Consider the following 19714-nt stretch of genomic DNA (forward strand, 5'->3'; position numbering starts at 1 on the left):
ATCGAGCAGCCAGGAAATCAGAATTAAATGAATAGTATCAAGCAAGATTCCGCATCGAATAGTCAATCACAGTCGCAGTCCAAGCATGAGATTCGACCTGGTCAATCCATTGAACTGTTAAAAGAGTTGCACATCTTGACCCGCGACGGCAAGTTGAATCAGGATAGTCGTCGCAAACTCAAGCAGGTGTATCACCTCTATCAGTTTATCGAGCCTTTATTGCAAGAAATCCAACGTGAGCATGCGAGTGTTCAACTGGTGGATCATGGCGCCGGTAAGTCCTATCTTGGATTTATTTTGTATGACTTATTTTTTAAGACGTTGAAGGACGGCTCGCATATTTACGGCATTGAGACGCGTGAAGAGCTCGTTATAAAATCGCAAGAATTAGCACGCAAATTGGCATTTCCTGGAATGTCGTTCCTTAACTTGTCCGTGGCTGACTCAACCGAGTCGGGATTGCTCCCCGAGCGCGTTGACGTGGTGACCGCATTACACGCATGTAATACTGCGACAGATGATGCAATACAGTTCGGCTTAAAAAAGAAGGCCCGCTTCATGGTGCTTGTGCCTTGTTGCCAGGCCGAAGTGGCCGCGGTATTGAAGAAAAATAAGGGCAAATCTCTCGGCAAGGAAGCGCTTACAGAAATTTGGCGGCATCCATTACACACACGTGAATTTGGAAGCCAGGTGACGAACGTTTTACGGTGTCTTCAACTGGAAGCGCATGGATACCAGGTCAACGTGACAGAGCTTGTCGGTTGGGAGCATTCCATGAAAAATGAATTAATTATCGCGACTTACAAAGATTTACCGCGTGCTCGACCCATACAACGGTTGCAAGAAGTGTTGCAGACTCTCGGGTTGGAAGAAATGCAGGAACGATTTTTTACACTGCCTGTCGGACAAGTTGAAAGCTAACTTTGTTGTAGAGTGACGGGGAATCGTCGAAAGTAATGTATTGGATAAAAGATATTTTATTTTAATCTCGACAATCCCGACGCTCACTAGTATTAGGTTTCATAACCTAGGAACGTAATAGCTTTATCGAATCGCTGTACAGTTTTTTTGGAAAAGTGGCGTTCCCATCGCGCCATTTATTTAAGGAGAGTGAAATGTCGAAAACTAGTGGTTCACATGCAGTCAATGAGTTTACAAAGGCTCCGCCGACCGAAGAGGGATTGACCGAGACCGTACAAAAAATTAATGCCGGGGCCGACGAGTTCGGACTTTTAAGTCATCCCGGACGCGTAGCCCTGGTGCAGAAGGTTACCGAGCAATGGGAGCAGGATTTTGTTGCTGGCTTTCACATTTCAGATGATCTTTCAAAAGCTGGCAAGGAATACGCTGCCATTGAGCAGGGTGATAAATATCCCAGTCTTTCAGATTCCGTGCGTGAAGCCGTATTAAGGCGGTTCGATGATCGCCACGGCGACGGTGGTCCTCGAAGCTGGCAGCAATTAAATGGTTCATAGCCGATAGCTGAGTGCGCTGGTTAAAGACGAAACTTAAACATCGCTAAATAAAATCATGCGAAGAGCAGTCGATATGCTGTCTAAGGCTGGCGCAAATAGCAGGTATTAAAAGAGTCTTTCGTTACGCCACATTACAGCGATAGTCGGCACAATTGCTTGAGTAGTGGAAATGTGTCACATGTGATCATGCACTATTCAGATTGCTGAAAATAAACTATGAAAATGGGAGTAGAGAAATTTCTCAGGGAGGTGAAACACCTCCCCACTTCTTCCCTCTTATCGTTCGACTAAATACCGCTAGCAATGCGGGATCAAAATGGCTTGAACCTCTAAGCGAATGATTTATTGACTCCAGATCGTTATTAAAAATTTAACGTCAACGTTTTAAAGCATGCGATGTCTTTTGGTGCGACCCACGCATCCTCGCTGATACTTACACCCGCTATGCGAATAAGAAGACGCCATTTCACCAGTCATAAAGTGCGGACTTTCTATCTATTTACACGAAGCCGGGCGGGCATCGGGATCGTCGCACCGAAAATGGGCCGCTGAACAACCAGTCAGCAGGGAGCACAGTACTAAAATAGCGAATGTAGCCTTCATAATCGGTTCCCCTTTAGGTTGAGCTGAAGCTGGAATTAGTCCAATCGTCGACATTGGCGCATTTCACATTTGAACAGCGCCTGTTGTCCATTTTGACAGGAAGTTTGATATGTCTCAACACCCGTTGTCCTGGCGATTAATTTAGCACTCATTGTCGGCTCGCAGCCGCTCTGACGTGCTAACCGTTCCACTTGCGCCCCCATTTCGCCTGAAGTTACTGTACTTGTTGCACTGGTCGTGTTTGGTTGACTGGAGCGGTCAGGTAGCGGCATCGTGATGATTTCTTCCGATGGGCTGAGAGAATCCTTGATTGATACCGGTGCTTCGCTAGCCATATCACCCAATTCGGCTTTGATGCTGGCGACAATATTACGGGTCTGATCGGGGCCGGAAATCAAGCTTTTCGACCGACTGCTTCGTACTTCAATCAAATAAGAAGGCACATTGCGTCCGGCTGGCGATATCGTCACGCTGATCACTTCTGTGCCACTCATCAACCCGGAACTACTTTGAGCGCGAATGCGGCCCTGAGCCTTGCTTTCATCCATTATTGTGAGGTTGCGTGTCACGCTACGGATCGCTGCGGTCCATACGTCGTCGTATGAGCGCGCCTTGGCCGTAAATCTCAGGCCACTGTCGTTCGGTTGAGATTGCCAATCGTTTCCGGTCGTGCAACTGGCTAATAGGAGTACTGCAATGCAAGCTGCAAAAAGTTTTTTCATTTTTCTGCTTTCGATAAATTAGTCGTTTATTCCTGCATTGTTTATCAGGGATAGTTGATCCGGAACAATAGTCCGTCCATGCGGTTCAACATCTTTGCCATAGCGATAGGATAACATCGTGCGTCAGAATCTTCGAAAAACACCAATTAAGCTTCCTAAAAATAAACATCTTTCTCAGTTGTTCGTACGTAATTACGGGGGGTGATGCAAAGAATCACGGCATCCCATCTTGGATAATCAGCGCGGTTCCGACCCTATTAGTCCTGTGCTGTAGTCGTATTCTTGCTCCAGATTTGGGAGTAAGGGGAATAAGAAGAGGGCGATCCAATCAAGCTCGCGAGGAATGCGTGTTGCTGTGGCATTATCACTTTGCCTTCCCTCTTTTGTATCGAGAAAAAAGAGCAAAGTCGGTGATCATGATGTTGGGAACACTCCGACGTCGATATTTCCAACTATAGGATGCACGCAGTTTCATGACAGCCAACTTGAACTTTCGATTGTCGCGCCGGATGGGCTTGATGTTTTTTATCTCCGGTGCAGCCGCGCTGGTGTATCAGGTGCTTTTTGCCAAAGAGTTGGCGCTCGTGTTCGGCAGCACTGCGGCGGCGACCTTTACCGTGTTGGCAACTTTTTTGGGCGGCATGGCAATTGGCTCTCTGGTTGGAGGCGCACTTGCTGCGCGGGTAAAGCGCCCCGTGTTGGTATACGCCTTGGTCGAGTTGGCAATTGGGGTTTATTGTGTCGCCACACCAACACTATTTTCTTTCATTCAATGGATTTATGTGGCGCTGGCTACCGATTTATCACCGGAGGCACCGAGCTTGTTAGTGCTTCGCGTAGGACTCGGTGCGGGGGTGTTATTGGTACCCACAGTGTTGATGGGTATCACGCTTCCTTTATTGGCGCAGGCGCTGAATCCCCTAGGTAACCGTTTGGGTAAAGCGGTGGCCTGGCTTTACGCTTGCAACACGACAGGTGCAGCACTCGGCGCGCTGTTGACCAGTTACGCGGTTATTCCATTTTTTGGGGTGCGCATGACAACAATCATCGCCGCTATCTTGAATCTGTTGGTGGCACTGGCGGCACTCGAACTCGCAAAAAAGCTGCATACGGCATCTCGTGCTCTACCCATTGTTAACACACCAAACAGTGATGTAACGCATCCTGCAAAAGCCGGCGAGCATCAAGACATTGTCCCTGTCGGTTCAGGCATCCTTGCCGGTGCGTTAGTGGCGTTGGGTCTCGGTGGCGTACTTTCCCTCGGGCTTGAGGTGGTGTACGTGCATTTGCTATCCATCGTCGCGGGTAACAGTGTGTATGCATTTGGTCTGATGTTGGCGACTTTTCTTGTCGGCCTGGCAATCGGCGGTGAATGCGGACGACGGTTACTGGAACGCTCTGGCACTGATCGCCCGGCATGGCTTGCCGTGACCCAGATTGCATTAGCAGCGACGGTTTCGCTGGGAGCGTGGGGTTGGGACATGATTCCCGTATGGTTTATTGGGTTTGGTCAGATTCCGGCATTCGCTTCTTTTGAATCGCGTGAGATCGTACGGGGATTGGTGTGCGCGCTGGTCATGATTCCTCCCACGGTCTGCATTGGCGCAAGTTATACACTGGCGATGGACCTTGCTACTTCGTCCACGTCCTCACGGCGTGGTATCACCATGCTCGGGCTGAGCGCGGCGCTCAATACGCTTGGTAACATCGCGGGCGTTTTATTGTTCGGTTTCGTTTTGTTGCCATGGCTTGGCGGCTTGGTAGTGAGCAAAATAGTCGCTGGAAGTGCGCTCCTGATTGCGGCGGTGGTCACCGTATCTGTTGCCACACATAGAACGCGACAGCGTTTAGGATCGGGCTTGGCGGTCGTTATCGTGCTGATCTTGATCAGCCCGAGTCGGCTGGATTACAACACGTTGAGTAAAGGTGCCAACGTCTACTTTACCGCGCAAAACTGGGGCACTGTAATTGATCACGCTGAAAGTATTGATGGCGGCTTAACCATGGTAACCCGTCACGCCAACCATGCCATAAATGGTGGCGTGGTGACCACATTGCTGACCAATGGAAAATTTCAGGGAAACGATGCGAAGAAGGGCGAAGTCCAGGCCCAAATAGGCTTTGCTGCCTTACCTTTGTTACATCAGAATTTGCGAAACAACGCCCTTGTCATTGGTTACGGCACTGGTGCCACGAGCCGGGTTTTACATGACGCCGGATTTGCGCACATCGATATCGCAGAACTTAGCCGTGATGTCGTGGCAATGGCTAATCGCTATTTTTCGGGTGTTAACGGTGGCGTGTCGTATTTGGCGCGGGTCCAGACGCACATTACCGACGGTCGTAATTTATTATTGCTAACGCCCAGAAAGTATGACGTTATTAGTATTGAAATTACCTCGATCTGGTTCGCTGGCGCGGCGTCGCTCTATAACCGTGAGTTTTATCAACTGGCGCGCTCACGGTTACGTCCTGAAGGCGTTCTGCAGCAATGGGTACAACTGCACCACATGGCGTCGACCGATTTGCTAACCATCATCGCCACGCTCCGCGCTGAATTTTCTTACGTGTCGCTATACGTAGTGGGTGGTCAGGGGATCTTAATCGCTACCAACGATGCTGCCCGGTCACACGCATCACCGGCCATCACGGCTGCGCTCGACACTTCACCGCAGCTCCAGTCAGTGCGTGAATTGGCCGGGCGGCACTTTGCCAGTATTGCCGATGACCTGTTGTTATCGCCAAATATGGTGGATACATTGTTGAACCGCTTCAGCGTGCAGCGTGAGAAATGGATTTCTACCGATAACAACTTAAAGCTGGAATACAACACGCCAAAGGCCAACGCCAATTCGCCTGACCGATCGTTCGAGGCCAATCTGACGCTTTTGCGTACAGTACCAAAACGCTAATCGTTATTGGTTGGTCGTTTAATTACCGGCCATCGCCAGCAAGTCACTGGCTTATCGCAGCAAATTTCCCAATACCTCAAGCTTGTAATAGTGTTTTTCATTATTTTTCTTACACAAAATATGCTGAAGCGCGCTTGTTGATGCCGATGTTTTGATCTGAGGAATATGGCGCTCCCATTATTTGGGAATAATATTTTGAAAGTTGAGAATTTTGGTCAATGATTAGTGCATGAGTGAAACTTTCCTCCCTGGCCCTGACAATCAACCGTCCACTTCATCGCCGAAAGCTGCGGCGACGCGTGAGCGGCCATTAATGGTGCTGTCAGTCATTGCATGGCACGGAAAACCGATTACCGTCAAGGAATTGAAGGAAGCAACAAAACTACCGCAAAGGGCGCTATACCGCCTGCTACTTCCTCTAAAAAAATGGGAATTAATACAAGAGCAAGACAATCTTTACGCTCCCGGTCCACTCAGTGTGCAACTTGCATGGGGCTTCAATCTCACCTCTTATCTCGTCATCAATGCGCGAACCGAGATGGAGAAGTTGATGAAACTGTGTGACGAAAGTGTTGGGCTGATGGTTGCCGTCAATAATCAGGTCGTGTGTCTCGACATGGTGGAGAGCCTGCAATCCCTGCGCTCTTCTTTTTCTAAAGGGCGCTCTCAACCTTTGCTGCGCAGTGCCTCCGCCAAAGCTTTGCTGGCGCATTTGCCGCTGTCGATAGTCGATGAAGTCATTGCTGTGCAGTTATCTAGTCAACCAAAAGAAGAGAGCCGGTTACGTGATGAGTTATCGACAATACGCGCTCAGGGATATGCCGTAAGTGAAGGAGAGGGCGATATGGGCGTTTGGGGTATTAGTACGCCCATTTTTAGCAAGTCAGATCACATGGTCGGCACGATCACATTGATGTCGCCTGCCATCCGCGCCGCGGACCAGCAACAAAAATTGATTGGGGTTGACGGTCAATACCGCGATCGCGATCAGCGAGCGCTTAAAGTTGTATTGACAGGTATTTCTATAGGGGAAAAAAATGCATCATCGTCGCTTCTTTATCGCACTTTTATTCGCAGTTAATTTTATCGTACCAACGTTGGCTAGCGCCCAATCGCCAGCTGTTATTCGTGTCGTTACCGATTCGACTTTTCCTCCTTTTGAATTTTTCAAGGACGGAAAAAGAACCGGCTTCGACATCGAATTAATAGAAACGCTGGCCAAGATAATGGGTAAGAAAGTCGAATGGACCGACATCGACTTTAAAGGCCTGATTCCGGGATTGATTTCTAAACGCTTCGATGTTGCCGCCTCGGCGATTTATATCACTAGTGAACGACGTAAAGTAGTCGATTTGACGGACCCTTACTATCCTGGCGGGTTAGTCATGGTGGTCAAGAGCGGCGACAACCGCATTCTTAAACCAGACGATCTGAAAGGCAAGAAAGTCGCGGTTCAGGTAGGGACGAAATCGGTGAACTATCTCAAGGAATACTATCCGCAGGCGCAGCGCGTTGAAGTCGAGAAAAATCAGGAGATGTTTAATCTGGTCGAAATCGGACGCGCCGATGCAGCGGTCACAGGAAAACCGGCCGCGTTGGAATACGTCAAAGTACGTCCGAGTTTGAAGGTCATCGATAAGCAGGTCAGCGTCGAATTGTATGGTTTCGCGGTGCGGAAAGACTTGCCGGAATTGACGCTGGCGTTGAACGCTGCACTCAAGAAATCGAAGCTGGATGGCAGTTATGACAAATTGGTCAAAAAATGGTTGGTTATGCCCAGCAAGCAATAACAGCAAGCCAAACAAATTTATAACAAATGAAATGCAGACTGAAATACAGGAGAAATTCCATTGAGCCTTGATTTTTTACCAGTGCTGAGCGGGTGGACTGATTTGGCGCGTGGCGCATTGGTCACGATCGAAATTACGGCAGTGTCGCTGCTGATGGGTTGTGTACTTGGGTTATTGGTCGGAATGGGGCGACTTGATCGGAGCAAACGACTCCGCTATGGATTATGCACAACCTATGTCACGGTCATTCGGGGCACGCCATTGCTGGTTCAATTGTTTCTGCTGTTCTTTGGTTTGCCTGAGCTTAATATCCTGCTACCGGCCTTTGCTTGCGGCATTTTAGGGCTGGGCATTTATTCTGGCGCCTATATTTCGGAAATTGTTCGCGGCGCGATTCAATCGATTGAAAAGGGGCAAATGGAAGCCGCCCGTTCGCTTGGCATGTCTTCCGCCACGGCAATGCGCACCATTATTCTGCCACAAGCCGTCGTGCGCATGATTCCCCCTTTGGGTAACGAGTTCATCGCATTGATCAAGAACTCGGCGCTAGTGTCGCTGCTGACGATCGCCGACCTGATGCACGAAGGGCAAAAAATTATCAGCGTCTCGTATCGTTCGCTGGAAGTGTATTTGGCAATCGCGCTGGTATATCTGGTGCTAACCAGTCTCACCATCGTGGCCTTGCAAAAGATTGAACGTCATCTAAGAGCTGGAGGGGCAGTGCAATGACATCCATCATCAAACTAAATGGTTTAGCCAAATCATTCTCAGGCAATCGTATTTTGCATGGCATCAATCTTGAAGTGAAGCCCTCTCAGGTGATCGTCATCATCGGGCCGAGCGGCTCAGGGAAAAGTACCTTACTGCGCTGCTGCAACGGTTTGGAAGTAGCAGAGAGGGCGATATTGAAATCTGCGGCAAAAAACTGTTGCGCGATAGCCAGATGCTTTCGAACCATGATCTGAACCATCTCAGAGAGCAAGTCGGGATGGTGTTTCAATCGTTTAATCTGTTCCCGCATTTATCCCTACGGGGAAACGTAACGGTTGGGCCGCGCAAAATTCAACGGCATGGATAACCACAGCGCCTAAACGTTAGCCCGTGAACTATTAGCAAAAGTCGGCCTTGCGCACAAGGCCGACGCGATGCCTGCGACCTTATCGGGCGGTCAGAAACAACGGGTTGCGATAGCCCGCGCATTAGACATGAAGCCTGAAGTCATCCTGTTCGATGAGCCAACGTCAGCGCTTGATCCAGAATTAGTCGGAGAAGTGTTGCAAGTCATGAAGGCGCTCGCTAATGAAGGCATGACAATGCTGGTCGTCACGCACGAAATGGGTTTTGCGCGCGAGGTGGCGGACATTGTTGTGGTGATGGCCAAGGCACCGATTTTTGAATTTGATGGGAAGAGCAGGTGGATTCGTCGCTCACTGCGGGGCCAGCGACTGATTTTAATGTCATGACCCGACGACAACAGCCCACGCACAAGTTAATCTGTCTCGCGGTGTCAGGTCAGCTTCGCGTTCCCGCCCCTCATCTTGATCAGATTAACGTTGTGTATGTAATGCGAGGTGGGCTAAATATCGACCATCCAACGCAAGTCATATCACGATTGGCACCCGGCGATGCTGTTTTGCTGACGACACAAGACGACGAACTCATCCTTTCTGCTACGGACGCAGAGGTGATGTTGGTGAGCATTGGAAAAGCGGCGGAACTATAGTCCAGGAAGCGAGATTTACGGCAACCTTGAACAATTACTTACCAATACAAAATCGTGAAAAAATAACGCCTAACAAATCGTCAGGCGTGAAGGCGCCGGTGATACTGTTCAGTTTATCTTGTGCCAATCGCAACTCTTCGGCAAATAAATCCAGCGATTGATCACTGACAGCGTTGTCTAAAGTAGCGTGTTCCGAGGCGAACTTCAGATGTTCGCGGGCGGCTTTGAGCGCGATCAGGTGGCGCTCGCGGGCTAGATAGCGCGACTCGCCGGTTTGTTGCCAGCCAGCAATGCGAAGTAGTTCTATGCGCAGCAGATCCATGCCCAGATTATCTGTTGCAGAGAGGTAAATGTGCGTTGTATCGCCCATCAGATCGACTGCCGGACGATGTCCCGACTCATCGATTTTGTTCCAGATTCGAATCACAGGTACGGCCTGAGGGAAACGCGCGACAATTCGCTCGTCAGCCAAAGCCGGGCCGTGATTGGCGTCCAGCATATGCAGAATGACATCGGCTTTTTCGACCGCCGTCCAGGTACGTTCGATACCAATGCGCTCGACTTCATCGTTGGCCTCTTCTGCATCACGGATACCGGCGGTATCGATAATGTTGAGCGGTATGCCTTCGAGTTGGATGGTTTCTGTCACCTTATCGCGCGTGGTTCCGGCGATTGGTGTGACGATGGCCACGTCCGAGCCAGCCAACGCGTTGAGTAGTGATGACTTACCCACGTTAGGCTGACCCGCCAGCACGATATTCAACCCATCGCGCAGCAATGCGCCTTGGGCGGCCTGACTGAAGACATTATCAAGCGTGCTACGGATATTTTCTAACTGGCCGCGTGCATTGGATTTTTCGAGGAAATCGATTTCTTCTTCAGGAAAATCGAGCGTCGCTTCGACCAACATTCGCAGGTTGATAACCTGCTCCACCAGACTATGAATGACTTTGGAAAAAGCACCAGAGAGCGATTCGGATGCCGATTTGGCCGCCGCTTCTGTGGATGCTTCGATCAGGTCGGCAACAGCTTCTGCCTGCGCTAAATCAAGCTTATCGTTCAGAAAGGCGCGTTGTGTAAATTCGCCCGGTTCCGCCATGCGCAGATCAATTTCCTGGCCCGCTTCGAGGCAACGCGCCAGCAACATCTGCATCACGACCGGTCCGCCGTGACCTTGCAATTCCAGCACGTCTTCGCCGGTATAAGAGTGTGGCGCTTTAAAATAGATCGCCAGCCCTTGATCAATAATACCGCCTTCGGCATTTTTGAATGGTAGATAGGTGGCGTGACGTGGCATCAATTGGGCTTCGTCCACGCCGCAGACGGCTTGTATGATTGTGCCCAATTGTTTGCCGGAGATGCGGACGACGCCGATACCACCGCGGCCAGGGGCGGTAGCAATTGCAGCGATAGGAGAGGAATTTAGTGACATTGATGGATTGTACGTTTGATACTTGGCCGATAGTGGTTCGCAGAAACAAAAAAGCCCGTGAATCAATATTCACGGGCTTTTTTACGACAGTGTGTCGCTAACAATCATGCTCAGCGTACCGCTGCTTTGGTTTAGCTCTTGCTTTCCATGTTTTTGGTAATCACCCATTGCTGCGCAATTGACAGCACATTGTTGGTGATCCAGTAGAGCACCAGACCCGATGGGAAGAAGAAGAACATAACCGAGAAAATCAGCGGCATGAACATCATCACTTTAGCTTGCATTGGATCAGGCGGTTTCGGATTCAGCTTGGTTTGGATGAACATGGAAATGGCCATCACAACCGGCAAAATGTAGAAAGGATCTGGTGCAGCCAAATCATGAATCCAGCCGAGCCACGGCGCATTTCGCATTTCCACACTGGCGAGCAATACCCAATATAGAGAAATGAATACCGGAATCTGAATCACGATCGGGAGACAGCCGCCGAGTGGATTGATCTTCTCGGTTTTATACAACTGCATCATTTCCTGATTCATTTTTTGCGGCTCGCCTTTATGACGTTCGCGGATGGCCGTCATTTTCGGCGTGACTTTTTTCATTTTTGCCATACTGCGATAACTTGCCGCCGACAGCGGGAAGAACAACAGCTTGATCATGATTGTCAACGCGATAATGGTCCAACCCCAATTGCCCAGGACTTTATGGATCTTCGTCATCAACCAGAAAATCGGTTTAGCGATGATCGTCAGCCAGCCATAGTCTTTCACCAGTTCCAGGCCTGGGGCAGTGGCCTCAAGCACAGCCGATTCTTCAGGTCCGGAGAACAAGCGTGAATCCATGGTGACGCTGGCACCCGGTGCAATCGTGCCGAGTGGCAGAACGTTACCAATTGCATACAGATTCGTAGCAACTTTTTTGGTGAAAATTTCGCGTGGTGCGTTTTCTGGTGGAATAAATGCTGAAACAAAATAGTGCTGCATGATAGCGAACCAGCCGTCGTTAGACTTGGTTGCATGCTCTGCTTTCTTCTCCTCTATCTTTTCGAAAGCAAATTTCTGAAACTTGTTCGCTTCGGTATAGACTGCCGCACCAGTGAAGGTGTTGACGAAGCGTTGCTCGCCCTCGGGCTTGTTACCGTCACGTACCAATTGCAGATACAACGAAGGCGTGATTGCTGCAGTGCTTTCGTTGGTGATCGTGTGTTTCACATCAATCGCATAATCGCCGCGTTTAAATGTAAAGGTTTTTGTCAGCTTGACGCCACCCTGCGTGGACTCCAGCACCAGTTGAACCTGGTTACCATTATCCAACGACCGGGCACCGGGCAAAGCAACAAAAGTTGATTTGTGGTTGGGGAAGTTGCCACCGATTAAACCAGTGTCGGCCAGGTAAGTGCGCGTAGGGCTTGAATCGAACAACACTAGATTCTTGGTAGGATCAACCGTGTCGCGTTGTTTGAGCAACTCGAGGCGCTTTAATTGACCACCAATTGTGTCGATTTCGGCTTTGACAACATCGGTAGTGATGGTGATCGTTTCGCCTTTTGAAGCGGCTGCCGTATCAGGCACAGCGCTAGCTGATGAAGCGGTTCCGGCAACACCGGCAGTTTGTGGCACGTCATTGCCAGCCGCGCCAGGAGTCGTTGCACCAGCAACCGGTGTGGAGCCGGCAGCACCGGCAGCGCCCGCAGCAGGTGCTGTCGGATTCGCGTTCGGAAAAAACATTGACGCGTTGCCATTATGACGTTGCCAGTTATCCCAAAGGAACAGCAGCGACAGGGAAAATACAACCCACAGGACGGTACGTTTGATATCCATAAGAGTAGTTCTCTAAGATTCAGGAATGGCTGCATCCGCATGGTCGTTCAGCGGAAGTTGCAGAGGGTTTGGCAGAGGATGCACAGGATGCGGCGGATGCAGACGGAGAGGACGGTACCGGATCGATTCCACCAGCGTGCCATGGATGACATTTTCCCAGCCGACAGGCGGCCAGAATGCTGCCCTTTAAGGCACCATGTGTACGAATTGCTTCGGCAGCGTAATCGGAACAGCTTGGATAAAAACGACAGTTCTGGCCCAAAAATGGGCTTATTCCCAATTTGTAACATCGCAACAGGAACAGTAAAGTCGCTTTCATGATTGCTTTCCGCATCTCTTTCGGCATCTTATTTTGTAGCACTTTTGAATCTTAAGATGCGCATCGCGTGCCCATCGTCTATCGTCCGTCGCCTATTTATTAAGCGGCGGTGACAATACATTGTGAGGCGAATAATTTGACTAATTCGCTCCGCAACTCCCGCTTCAGATTTGCAGTCGTGGCAGGACCTGCTTTGGTGTTTACCGGTTTGGATAAACGCACAATACAGTCGATGGGCGGCAAAGATGTCAGGCGAAACAACTCACGCGTAACCCGTTTAACGGTGTTACGCGTAACAGCTCTCGGTGCCAGTCGTTTTGCGGCAACTACGCCTAATCGCGCCTTAGCATCAGGCAAGGGATTGACGCGTGTGTACAAAACAAAATGGGCAGTCCTATAGACTGGGCGCAAACGAAAAACGGATGAAAATTCATCCGTTTTAACGATGCGTCGGTCACGGGGAAAGCTCAGTATAGAACTCGATGAAGAGTTCTCTGAACGGTCGCCTGTCACGCAAGCTGCGCCGAGAATACGGCTTAAGCTGCTAGACGTTTGCGGCCTTTGGCGCGACGTGCATTCAGCACAGCGCGGCCGCCACGGGTTGCCATACGTGCGCGGAAGCCGTGGGTACGTTTACGACGTACGACGGAAGGTTGGTAAGTACGTTTCATTATGGTCTCGCTAATCAGCAGAAATAAATCGGAAATCGGATCTTTACACTTTGCGCGTTGCCAGCCGTTCGAGCTGGTCCGAACCGAATTACTGTTTTAACGCAGTGTCGGAGCAGTCAATTCGAGCAGTTAAGTTTGCAATCTCGCAATTCAACGTGCGGTGAACCTTGGATTAGAACGCATTTTCTGCTTGTTTGTCAATCACTTAGCGTATTTTTGATGCGCAACGCGTTGACCCGACAACGCAGAAAGTAAACGCCGTGCCTGTGGATAACTTTCCTCAGCAAGGGTAGAATAGAAGCTTATTGTGGCATGCGCTCTCTCTATTGGCGATATTTCAGAACCCTATAATGGGCTGAATCTGACTTAATCACTCGCTTATTTACTGCGCGCTTAGTAAAAGCAGCCGTCGATAGAGCAAAAAGAGCCACACAGGAACCGACATTTACCAACGTAAATATTGGTTCGTATAGAACAGAAGTCCCGATCATGGTTGTGGCTAGGATCCAAAGCAGGTATTAAAAGGTCCGGCCTGGAGCGCAATGATCTTCCTTCCACATTCTTTCACTTAGACGATTCATGGAAAATTTCTGGCAAAGTTGCTCCGCTCAGTTGGAGCAGGAGTTGACGCCTCAACAATTTAGTGCGTGGATAAAACCGTTATCCCCGATTGATTATGAGGATGGCAAGCTACGTATCGCAGCGCCAAATCGATTTAAGCTTGATTGGGTCAAAACACAATTCGCCAGTCGCATCACGACGTTGGCGGCAGAATTTTGGGAGGCGCCTATTGATGTTCAGTTCATGCTGGACCCGCGCACCAATGTTGCCCGCAAACCAAGTGTTTCGACGATGCCGGTAGCGCTGGACGGTGCGCATCCGAATTCGTCGCCGACATTTGGACATGGTGGCAGCAGCAACCACTTTGATCGTATGCCTGAAGCGCAGGCAGAATCGAGCGCCGTCATAGCGCGTCGCGACCAATCGCGGATTAACACGGAGTTAAGTTTCGATAGTTTCGTAACCGGCAAAGCCAATCAGCTGGCCCGTGCCGCAGCGATCCAGGTGGCGAATAATCCGGGTGTTTCCTATAATCCATTGTTTTTATATGGTGGTGTCGGTCTTGGTAAAACGCATCTGATTCATGCGATCGGCAACCAGCTTCTAGCGGATAATCCCTCGTCCAAGATTCGCTACATCCACGCTGAGCAATACGTTCGCGACGTAGTGACCGCTTACCAACGTAAGGGTTTTGACGACTTCAAGCGTTACTATCATTCTCTCGATTTGTTGTTGATTGATGATATTCAATTCTTCGGCGGCAAGAGTCGCACGCAGGAAGAATTCTTTTACGCCTTCGAAGCATTGATTGCAGCAAAGAAACAAATCATTATCACCAGTGATACCTACCCAAAAGAAATCACAGGCATGGATGATCGCTTGATTTCGCGCTTTGACTCCGGTTTGACGGTAGCCATTGAGCCACCGGAATTAGAAATGCGTGTCGCTATCTTGCTTAAGAAGGCGGCATCTGAAGGCGTTACCTTCTCGGATGACGTTGCTTTTTTTGTTGCAAAACATCTGCGCTCAAACGTCCGTGAACTAGAGGGAGCGCTGCGCAAGATTTTGGCGTACTCACGTTTTCATGGCAAAGACATCACCATTGACATCGTCAAAGACGCGTTGAAAGACTTGCTTTCCGTACAAAATCGCCAAATTTCTGTCGAAAATATTCAAAAGACGGTCGCGGATTTCTTTAACATCAAGGTCGCCGACATGTATTCCAAAAAGCGCCCTGCGAACATTGCGCGGCCACGTCAGATTGCAATGTATCTGGCAAAAGAGCTTACGCAAAAAAGTTTGCCAGAAATTGGCGAACTTTTCGGTGGCCGGGATCACACCACTGTATTGCACGCCGTACGCAAAATCGCCGGCGACCGGACCAAAAACCCCGAATGCAACCACGAACTGCACGTTTTAGAGCAAACCTTAAAAGGTTAGGGCTACGAATAATGATGCAGTTGGCGAGTTATCCACATTTGTGCCTTTCAGCCTGTGGATAACCTGGAGATTAGTGATGGTAGAGTCCGCGCAAGTGTGGTTTTTTTACAGTGCGAAATACTGCTCCAATCTCATTGAAAAAATGCAAAAGTGCGATTTTAAATCGATAAGTGTGGGTGAATTTCCTGTCGGAAACGTAAAATAGCACCATAAACCGGATGATAATGTACAAGTCTCCGATACTTTTCTTATTGATGTCATTCATAAGTAGTCGAAGTAAGTTACATTGTTAGGTTGGTTCAAGGCCACTCAGAATGGTTAAAATGAAGCGATATTTGTTGAATTTTAGATAATAAGGATATAGCTATGCAATTGGTCAAAACTAACCGAGATACTCTTCTCCGGCCACTGCAGATCGTGAGTGGTATTGTCGAGCGTCGGCACACATTGCCGATTCTGGCCAATATCCTCATTCGCAAGGACGGCGAAAAAGTCTCTTTTCTGTCTACTGACATTGAAGTGCAAATTACGACCAATGCAAATGTTGGCACTGGCTCAGAAGTTGTCGCAACGACTGTTGCTGCACGTAAACTTCTCGATATTCTGCGCGCATTGCCGGAGTCCGGTGAAGTCTCGCTGACACTGAGCAATAAGCGGATGACAGTGCAATCCGGCAAGTCCCGATTTGCATTGCAAACGTTGGCAGCTGAAGAGTTTCCGACCGTCGCCCAAGCTGAGCATTACAACGCCACCGTCACGTTGCCGCAAAAGACCTTGAAGCATCTCTTCAACATGGTCCATTTTTCGATGGCGCAGCAAGATATTCGGTATTACCTCAACGGTTTACTATTGGTGCTGGATGGCAATAATGTCATCGCTGTCGCCACCGACGGTCACCGTCTGGCGTTTTGCCAGGTCGCGACAGAGCAAGAGTTTGCCCGTCAGGAAGTCATCATTCCACGCAAAACCATCATTGAGTTGCAACGCCTGCTGGACGAAACCGATGAGCCGGTTCAGTTGGAAATCGCCAACAATCAGGTCAAATTATCGTTCGCTGACATTGAGTTGATCTCGAAATTGGTTGAAGGTAAATTTCCTGACTATACCCGCGTGGTGCCAAAAGGTTATAAGAACGATTTCACCATCGGCCGCGATCGTCTGCTGCGCTCGTTGCAACGCGCTGCAATTATGACCAGCGACAAGTTCAAGGGCGTGCGTTGGGTTGTCACACCAGGCAGTCTCAAAATCAGCTCAACCAATGCCGATCAGGAAGAGGCGATTGAAGAGCTAGAAATCGACTACGGCGGAGACAGTGTGGACATTGGTTTCAATGTCACGTATTTGCTCGACGTATTGAACAATTTGAAGGGCGAGAACGTTAATATTGCCCTCGGTGACGCTAATTCATCCGCGCTGATCACTGTCCCGGAAAATGTTGATTTTAAGTATGTCGTGATGCCAATGCGGATTTAGTGTCTGCAAAGGATATTGTGGCGTCGTGCCACTTAGCATTATGTGAAATGATGCGATATCGCGTCATATCACAAGTCGCATCGCAAGTTATATCGGGTCGCAAAAAATCGTCAAAGTAATGCCATCGTGACGTTGGGGCTTCGGCCCCTTTGCCACATTTAAGAAATCTGCACGTTGCGGATTTCCGCTTGGATTCACGTTTTTGTAGCAGTCTATTCAGAAGGTAGCCATGTCATCAATCCCACAAGACAACACCAATCAGCCGGTACCAGATACGTACGGCGCGTCCTCAATTCAGATCCTCGAAGGTCTGGAAGCAGTACGAAAACGTCCGGGGATGTACATCGGCGACACTTCAGACGGCACCGGCTTGCATCATCTGGTATTTGAGGTATTAGATAACTCGATTGATGAATCGTTAGCCGGTCATTGCACCGAAATCAACGTCACGATTCACTCTGATAATTCGATTTCCGTCACCGACAATGGTCGTGGCGTACCAACCGGCATCAAGTTTGACGACAAGCACGAGCCTAAGCGCAGCGCCGCAGAGATCGTCATGACCGAGTTACACGCGGGTGGCAAATTCGATCAGAACTCTTACAAAGTTTCTGGCGGTTTACATGGCGTGGGTGTCTCTTGCGTCAACGGTTTATCGAAGCTATTGAAGCTCACGATTCGTCGGGATGGCAAAGTGCATTACATGGAGTTTGTCCGTGGCGTCCCACAAGATCGTGAAATCGAAACCATCAATGGCATGATCGTATCGCCGATCAAAGTCATTGGCGACACCGACAAACGTGGCACCGAAGTTCACTTTTGGGCCGACGAAGAAATTTTCACGCACGTTGAATTTCACTATGAAATTCTAGCCAAGCGTATCCGCGAATTATCGTTCTTGAATAATGGCGTACGCATCAAGTTAACCGACCAACGTTCCGGTAAGGAAGAACTCTTTGCCTTCGAAGGTGGTACGCGTGGTTTTGTGGAATACATCAATAAAAACAAGAGCGTATTACATCCAACGATTTTTCAGGCAACCGGCGAAAAAGAGGGCGTAACAGTCGATGTTTCCATGCAATGGAACGACGCCTACAACGAGCAAGTCTTATGCTTCACCAATAACATTCCGCAACGCGATGGCGGAACCCATTTGACCGGATTACGCGCAGCAATGACGCGCGTGCTCAACAAGTATATCGAAGAACACGATTTCGCCAAACGCGCCAAAGTTGAAACCAGCGGCGACGATATGCGCGAAGGCTTAACTTGCGTCTTATCGGTCAAGGTGCCAGAGCCAAAATTCAGCTCGCAAACCAAAGATAAACTGGTCTCCAGCGAAGTCCGTTTGCCTGTAGAAGAAATCGTCGCCAGAACACTCAACGACTATTTGCAAGAAAAACCAAACGACGCCAAAATTATTTGCGGCAAAATTGTCGAAGCCGCTCGCGCGCGTGATGCTGCGCGTAAAGCGCGTGAACTGACACGTCGTAAAGGCGTCATGGACGGACTCGGCTTGTCATCCAAACTGGCCGATTGCCAGGAAAAAGATCCAGCACTCTGCGAACTTTATATCGTCGAGGGTGACTCAGCGGGCGGATCAGCCAAGCAAGGCCGCGACCGTAAATTTCAAGCGATTCTGCCATTGCGCGGTAAAGTCCTGAACGTCGAAAAAGCACGCTTCGAAAAAATGCTTTCGTCGGAACAGATCACCACCCTGATCGCCACCTTAGGCACGAGTATCGGACCAGACGAATTCAACGCCGACAAACTGCGTTATCACCGCATCATTATCATGACCGATGCGGACGTCGATGGCGCCCACATCCGTACCTTGCTGCTGACATTGTTCTATCGGCAAATGCCACAACTGGTCGAGCGCGGTCACATCTACATCGCGCAACCGCCGTTGTACAAGGTCAAGCACGGCAAAGACGAACGTTATCTGAAAGATGACGTTGAAGAAGTCCAGTACATGATGCAAGTCGCCTTAAACGATGCATCGTTGATTCCAAGTACCGGCACCGATCCAATCAGCGGCCCAGCCCTGACAGAATTGGTCCGTCAATACAACACCGCCAACGCCATCATCACGCGCCTGACCCGCGCCATTGACGGTGCGGCCCTGACCGCCATCATGACCGGCGTCACGCTCCAACTCGACACCGTAGAAAATGCTGAAATTTCAGCGCAGGCGCTCACCAAAGAAATCGGCGATCCTGCGGTCACAGTCGTCGTCAGGTCCGACGAGCTAACAGAAAAACATCAGTTACGTATCCAGCGCATGTATCACGGCAATGTCAAAGCCAGCATCATCGATAGCGATTTTGTCGCCAGTTCGGACTACAAAGTTCTATGCAACGCCGCTGCCACATTCAAAGGCCTCATTGGCCCGGGCGCAATGGTCCGTCGCGGAACCGGCGAAAAAGTCAAAGAATTCGCCATCACCGACTTCCATCAAGCCATGGCATGGCTGCGCGACGAAGCCGAGCGCGGCGTCAGCAAGCAGCGCTATAAAGGGCTGGGCGAAATGAACCCAAGCCAACTATGGGAAACCACCATGGACCCAACCGTACGCCGCTTGCTAAAAGTCCAGATCGACGACGCGATTGCCGCCGATCAAATCTTTATGACGTTGATGGGCGATGACGTGGAACCACGTCGTGCGTTTATTGAGATGAATGCTTTGCAGGCTGGGAATATTGACGTTTGATGTTTTTAGCTATACCCATAAGTTGGCAGTTTGGGATGCATAAACTGGAAAAGTTGCAAT

At 49.6% G+C, this 19714-nt stretch carries 16 protein-coding genes and 1 pseudogene; 11 read left to right on the forward strand and 6 right to left on the reverse strand.

Features of this window, described 5'->3' with window-relative positions; all coding sequences use genetic code 11:
- Positions 1–27 precede the first annotated feature (27 nt).
- Positions 28–921, forward strand: a complete 894-nt coding sequence (locus ACXX82_RS10880; protein WP_322234560.1) for a class I SAM-dependent methyltransferase — start codon at positions 28–30, stop codon at positions 919–921.
- Between the two features lie 194 nt (positions 922–1115).
- Entirely contained in the window at positions 1116–1475 is a 360-nt protein-coding gene (locus tag ACXX82_RS10885; protein WP_322234562.1) for a hypothetical protein, read from the forward strand.
- Between the two features lie 638 nt (positions 1476–2113).
- On the opposite strand, the gene ACXX82_RS10890 is transcribed toward ACXX82_RS10885, so the two are convergent.
- A complete protein-coding gene (locus ACXX82_RS10890) occupies positions 2114–2800 on the reverse strand; it encodes a hypothetical protein (RefSeq protein WP_322234564.1) in 687 nt (228 codons plus the stop codon).
- Positions 2801–3273: 473 nt separating this feature from the next.
- On the opposite strand from ACXX82_RS10890, the gene ACXX82_RS10895 reads away from it, so the two are divergent.
- The 6 genes and pseudogenes from ACXX82_RS10895 to ACXX82_RS10920 all read left to right on the forward strand — a co-directional run bounded on the left by ACXX82_RS10895 (position 3274) and on the right by ACXX82_RS10920 (position 9225).
- Entirely contained in the window at positions 3274–5712 is a 2439-nt protein-coding gene (locus ACXX82_RS10895) for a fused MFS/spermidine synthase (protein ID WP_458562905.1), read from the forward strand.
- 229 nt (positions 5713–5941) lie between these two features.
- Complete coding sequence (locus ACXX82_RS10900) at positions 5942–6793, forward strand: IclR family transcriptional regulator (RefSeq protein WP_458562906.1); 852 nt, start codon at positions 5942–5944, stop codon at positions 6791–6793.
- Positions 6750–7502, forward strand: a complete 753-nt coding sequence (locus ACXX82_RS10905; protein WP_322240327.1) for a transporter substrate-binding domain-containing protein — start codon at positions 6750–6752, stop codon at positions 7500–7502. Before ACXX82_RS10900 ends, ACXX82_RS10905 begins: the two co-directional genes overlap by 44 nt.
- A 60-nt stretch (positions 7503–7562) precedes the next feature.
- A complete protein-coding gene (locus tag ACXX82_RS10910; protein WP_322234570.1) occupies positions 7563–8231 on the forward strand; it encodes an amino acid ABC transporter permease in 669 nt (222 codons plus the stop codon).
- Positions 8228–8899 (forward strand): annotated as a pseudogene (locus tag ACXX82_RS10915) (amino acid ABC transporter ATP-binding protein); the annotation flags it as partial. The gene ACXX82_RS10910 and the pseudogene ACXX82_RS10915, both read left to right, overlap by 4 nt.
- Before the next feature lie 62 nt (positions 8900–8961).
- Positions 8962–9225 (forward strand): hypothetical protein, encoded by a 264-nt coding sequence (locus ACXX82_RS10920; protein WP_323506318.1) that lies wholly within the window; start codon positions 8962–8964, stop codon positions 9223–9225.
- A 34-nt stretch (positions 9226–9259) separates the two neighbouring features.
- On the opposite strand, the gene mnmE is transcribed toward ACXX82_RS10920, so the two are convergent.
- The 5 genes from mnmE to rpmH all read right to left on the reverse strand — a co-directional run bounded on the left by mnmE (position 9260) and on the right by rpmH (position 13467).
- A complete protein-coding gene (mnmE, locus tag ACXX82_RS10925; protein ID WP_322234576.1) occupies positions 9260–10657 on the reverse strand; it encodes a tRNA uridine-5-carboxymethylaminomethyl(34) synthesis GTPase MnmE in 1398 nt (465 codons plus the stop codon).
- A 131-nt stretch (positions 10658–10788) separates the two neighbouring features.
- On the reverse strand, positions 10789–12477 hold the full coding sequence (yidC, locus tag ACXX82_RS10930) for a membrane protein insertase YidC (protein WP_458562907.1): 1689 nt from the start codon (positions 12475–12477) through the stop codon (positions 10789–10791).
- Positions 12478–12496: 19 nt separating this feature from the next.
- Complete coding sequence (gene yidD / locus ACXX82_RS10935) at positions 12497–12796, reverse strand: membrane protein insertion efficiency factor YidD (RefSeq protein ID WP_322234579.1); 300 nt, start codon at positions 12794–12796, stop codon at positions 12497–12499.
- A 99-nt stretch (positions 12797–12895) separates the two neighbouring features.
- A complete protein-coding gene (locus ACXX82_RS10940; RefSeq protein ID WP_416186794.1) occupies positions 12896–13309 on the reverse strand; it encodes a ribonuclease P protein component in 414 nt (137 codons plus the stop codon).
- Between the two features lie 23 nt (positions 13310–13332).
- Positions 13333–13467: a 50S ribosomal protein L34 gene (gene rpmH / locus ACXX82_RS10945; protein WP_061535510.1), complete on the reverse strand. Its 135-nt coding sequence runs from the start codon at positions 13465–13467 to the stop codon at positions 13333–13335.
- A 579-nt stretch (positions 13468–14046) separates the two neighbouring features.
- Between rpmH and dnaA the strand changes: the two genes are divergently transcribed.
- From dnaA to gyrB, 3 genes are all read left to right on the forward strand, one after another.
- Entirely contained in the window at positions 14047–15468 is a 1422-nt protein-coding gene (gene dnaA, locus ACXX82_RS10950; protein WP_322234582.1) for a chromosomal replication initiator protein DnaA, read from the forward strand.
- Between the two features lie 366 nt (positions 15469–15834).
- Positions 15835–16941, forward strand: coding sequence for a DNA polymerase III subunit beta (dnaN, locus tag ACXX82_RS10955; RefSeq protein ID WP_322234584.1), 1107 nt, complete (start codon positions 15835–15837; stop codon positions 16939–16941).
- Between the two features lie 229 nt (positions 16942–17170).
- Positions 17171–19654 carry a DNA topoisomerase (ATP-hydrolyzing) subunit B gene (gyrB, locus tag ACXX82_RS10960; RefSeq protein WP_323506316.1) on the forward strand — a complete coding sequence of 828 codons (2484 nt, stop codon included), beginning with the start codon at positions 17171–17173 and terminating at the stop codon, positions 19652–19654.
- Positions 19655–19714: the final 60 nt, after the last annotated feature.

This window comes from Glaciimonas sp. GNP009 (assembly GCF_054343755.1).

Coding starts and splice junctions, on each gene's coding strand:
- ACXX82_RS10920 (WP_323506318.1), top strand. CDS start 8,962: ATGACCCGACGACAACAGCCCACGCACAAGTTAATCTGTCTCGCGGTG.
- ACXX82_RS10905 (WP_322240327.1), top strand. CDS start 6,750: ATGCATCATCGTCGCTTCTTTATCGCACTTTTATTCGCAGTTAATTTT.
- dnaN (WP_322234584.1), top strand. CDS start 15,835: ATGCAATTGGTCAAAACTAACCGAGATACTCTTCTCCGGCCACTGCAG.
- ACXX82_RS10895 (WP_458562905.1), top strand. CDS start 3,274: ATGACAGCCAACTTGAACTTTCGATTGTCGCGCCGGATGGGCTTGATG.
- ACXX82_RS10880 (WP_322234560.1), top strand. CDS start 28: ATGAATAGTATCAAGCAAGATTCCGCATCGAATAGTCAATCACAGTCG.
- gyrB (WP_323506316.1), top strand. CDS start 17,171: ATGTCATCAATCCCACAAGACAACACCAATCAGCCGGTACCAGATACG.
- dnaA (WP_322234582.1), top strand. CDS start 14,047: ATGGAAAATTTCTGGCAAAGTTGCTCCGCTCAGTTGGAGCAGGAGTTG.
- ACXX82_RS10900 (WP_458562906.1), top strand. CDS start 5,942: ATGAGTGAAACTTTCCTCCCTGGCCCTGACAATCAACCGTCCACTTCA.
- rpmH (WP_061535510.1), bottom strand. CDS start 13,467: ATGAAACGTACTTACCAACCTTCCGTCGTACGTCGTAAACGTACCCAC.
- yidD (WP_322234579.1), bottom strand. CDS start 12,796: ATGAAAGCGACTTTACTGTTCCTGTTGCGATGTTACAAATTGGGAATA.
- ACXX82_RS10885 (WP_322234562.1), top strand. CDS start 1,116: ATGTCGAAAACTAGTGGTTCACATGCAGTCAATGAGTTTACAAAGGCT.
- yidC (WP_458562907.1), bottom strand. CDS start 12,477: ATGGATATCAAACGTACCGTCCTGTGGGTTGTATTTTCCCTGTCGCTG.
- ACXX82_RS10890 (WP_322234564.1), bottom strand. CDS start 2,800: ATGAAAAAACTTTTTGCAGCTTGCATTGCAGTACTCCTATTAGCCAGT.
- mnmE (WP_322234576.1), bottom strand. CDS start 10,657: ATGTCACTAAATTCCTCTCCTATCGCTGCAATTGCTACCGCCCCTGGC.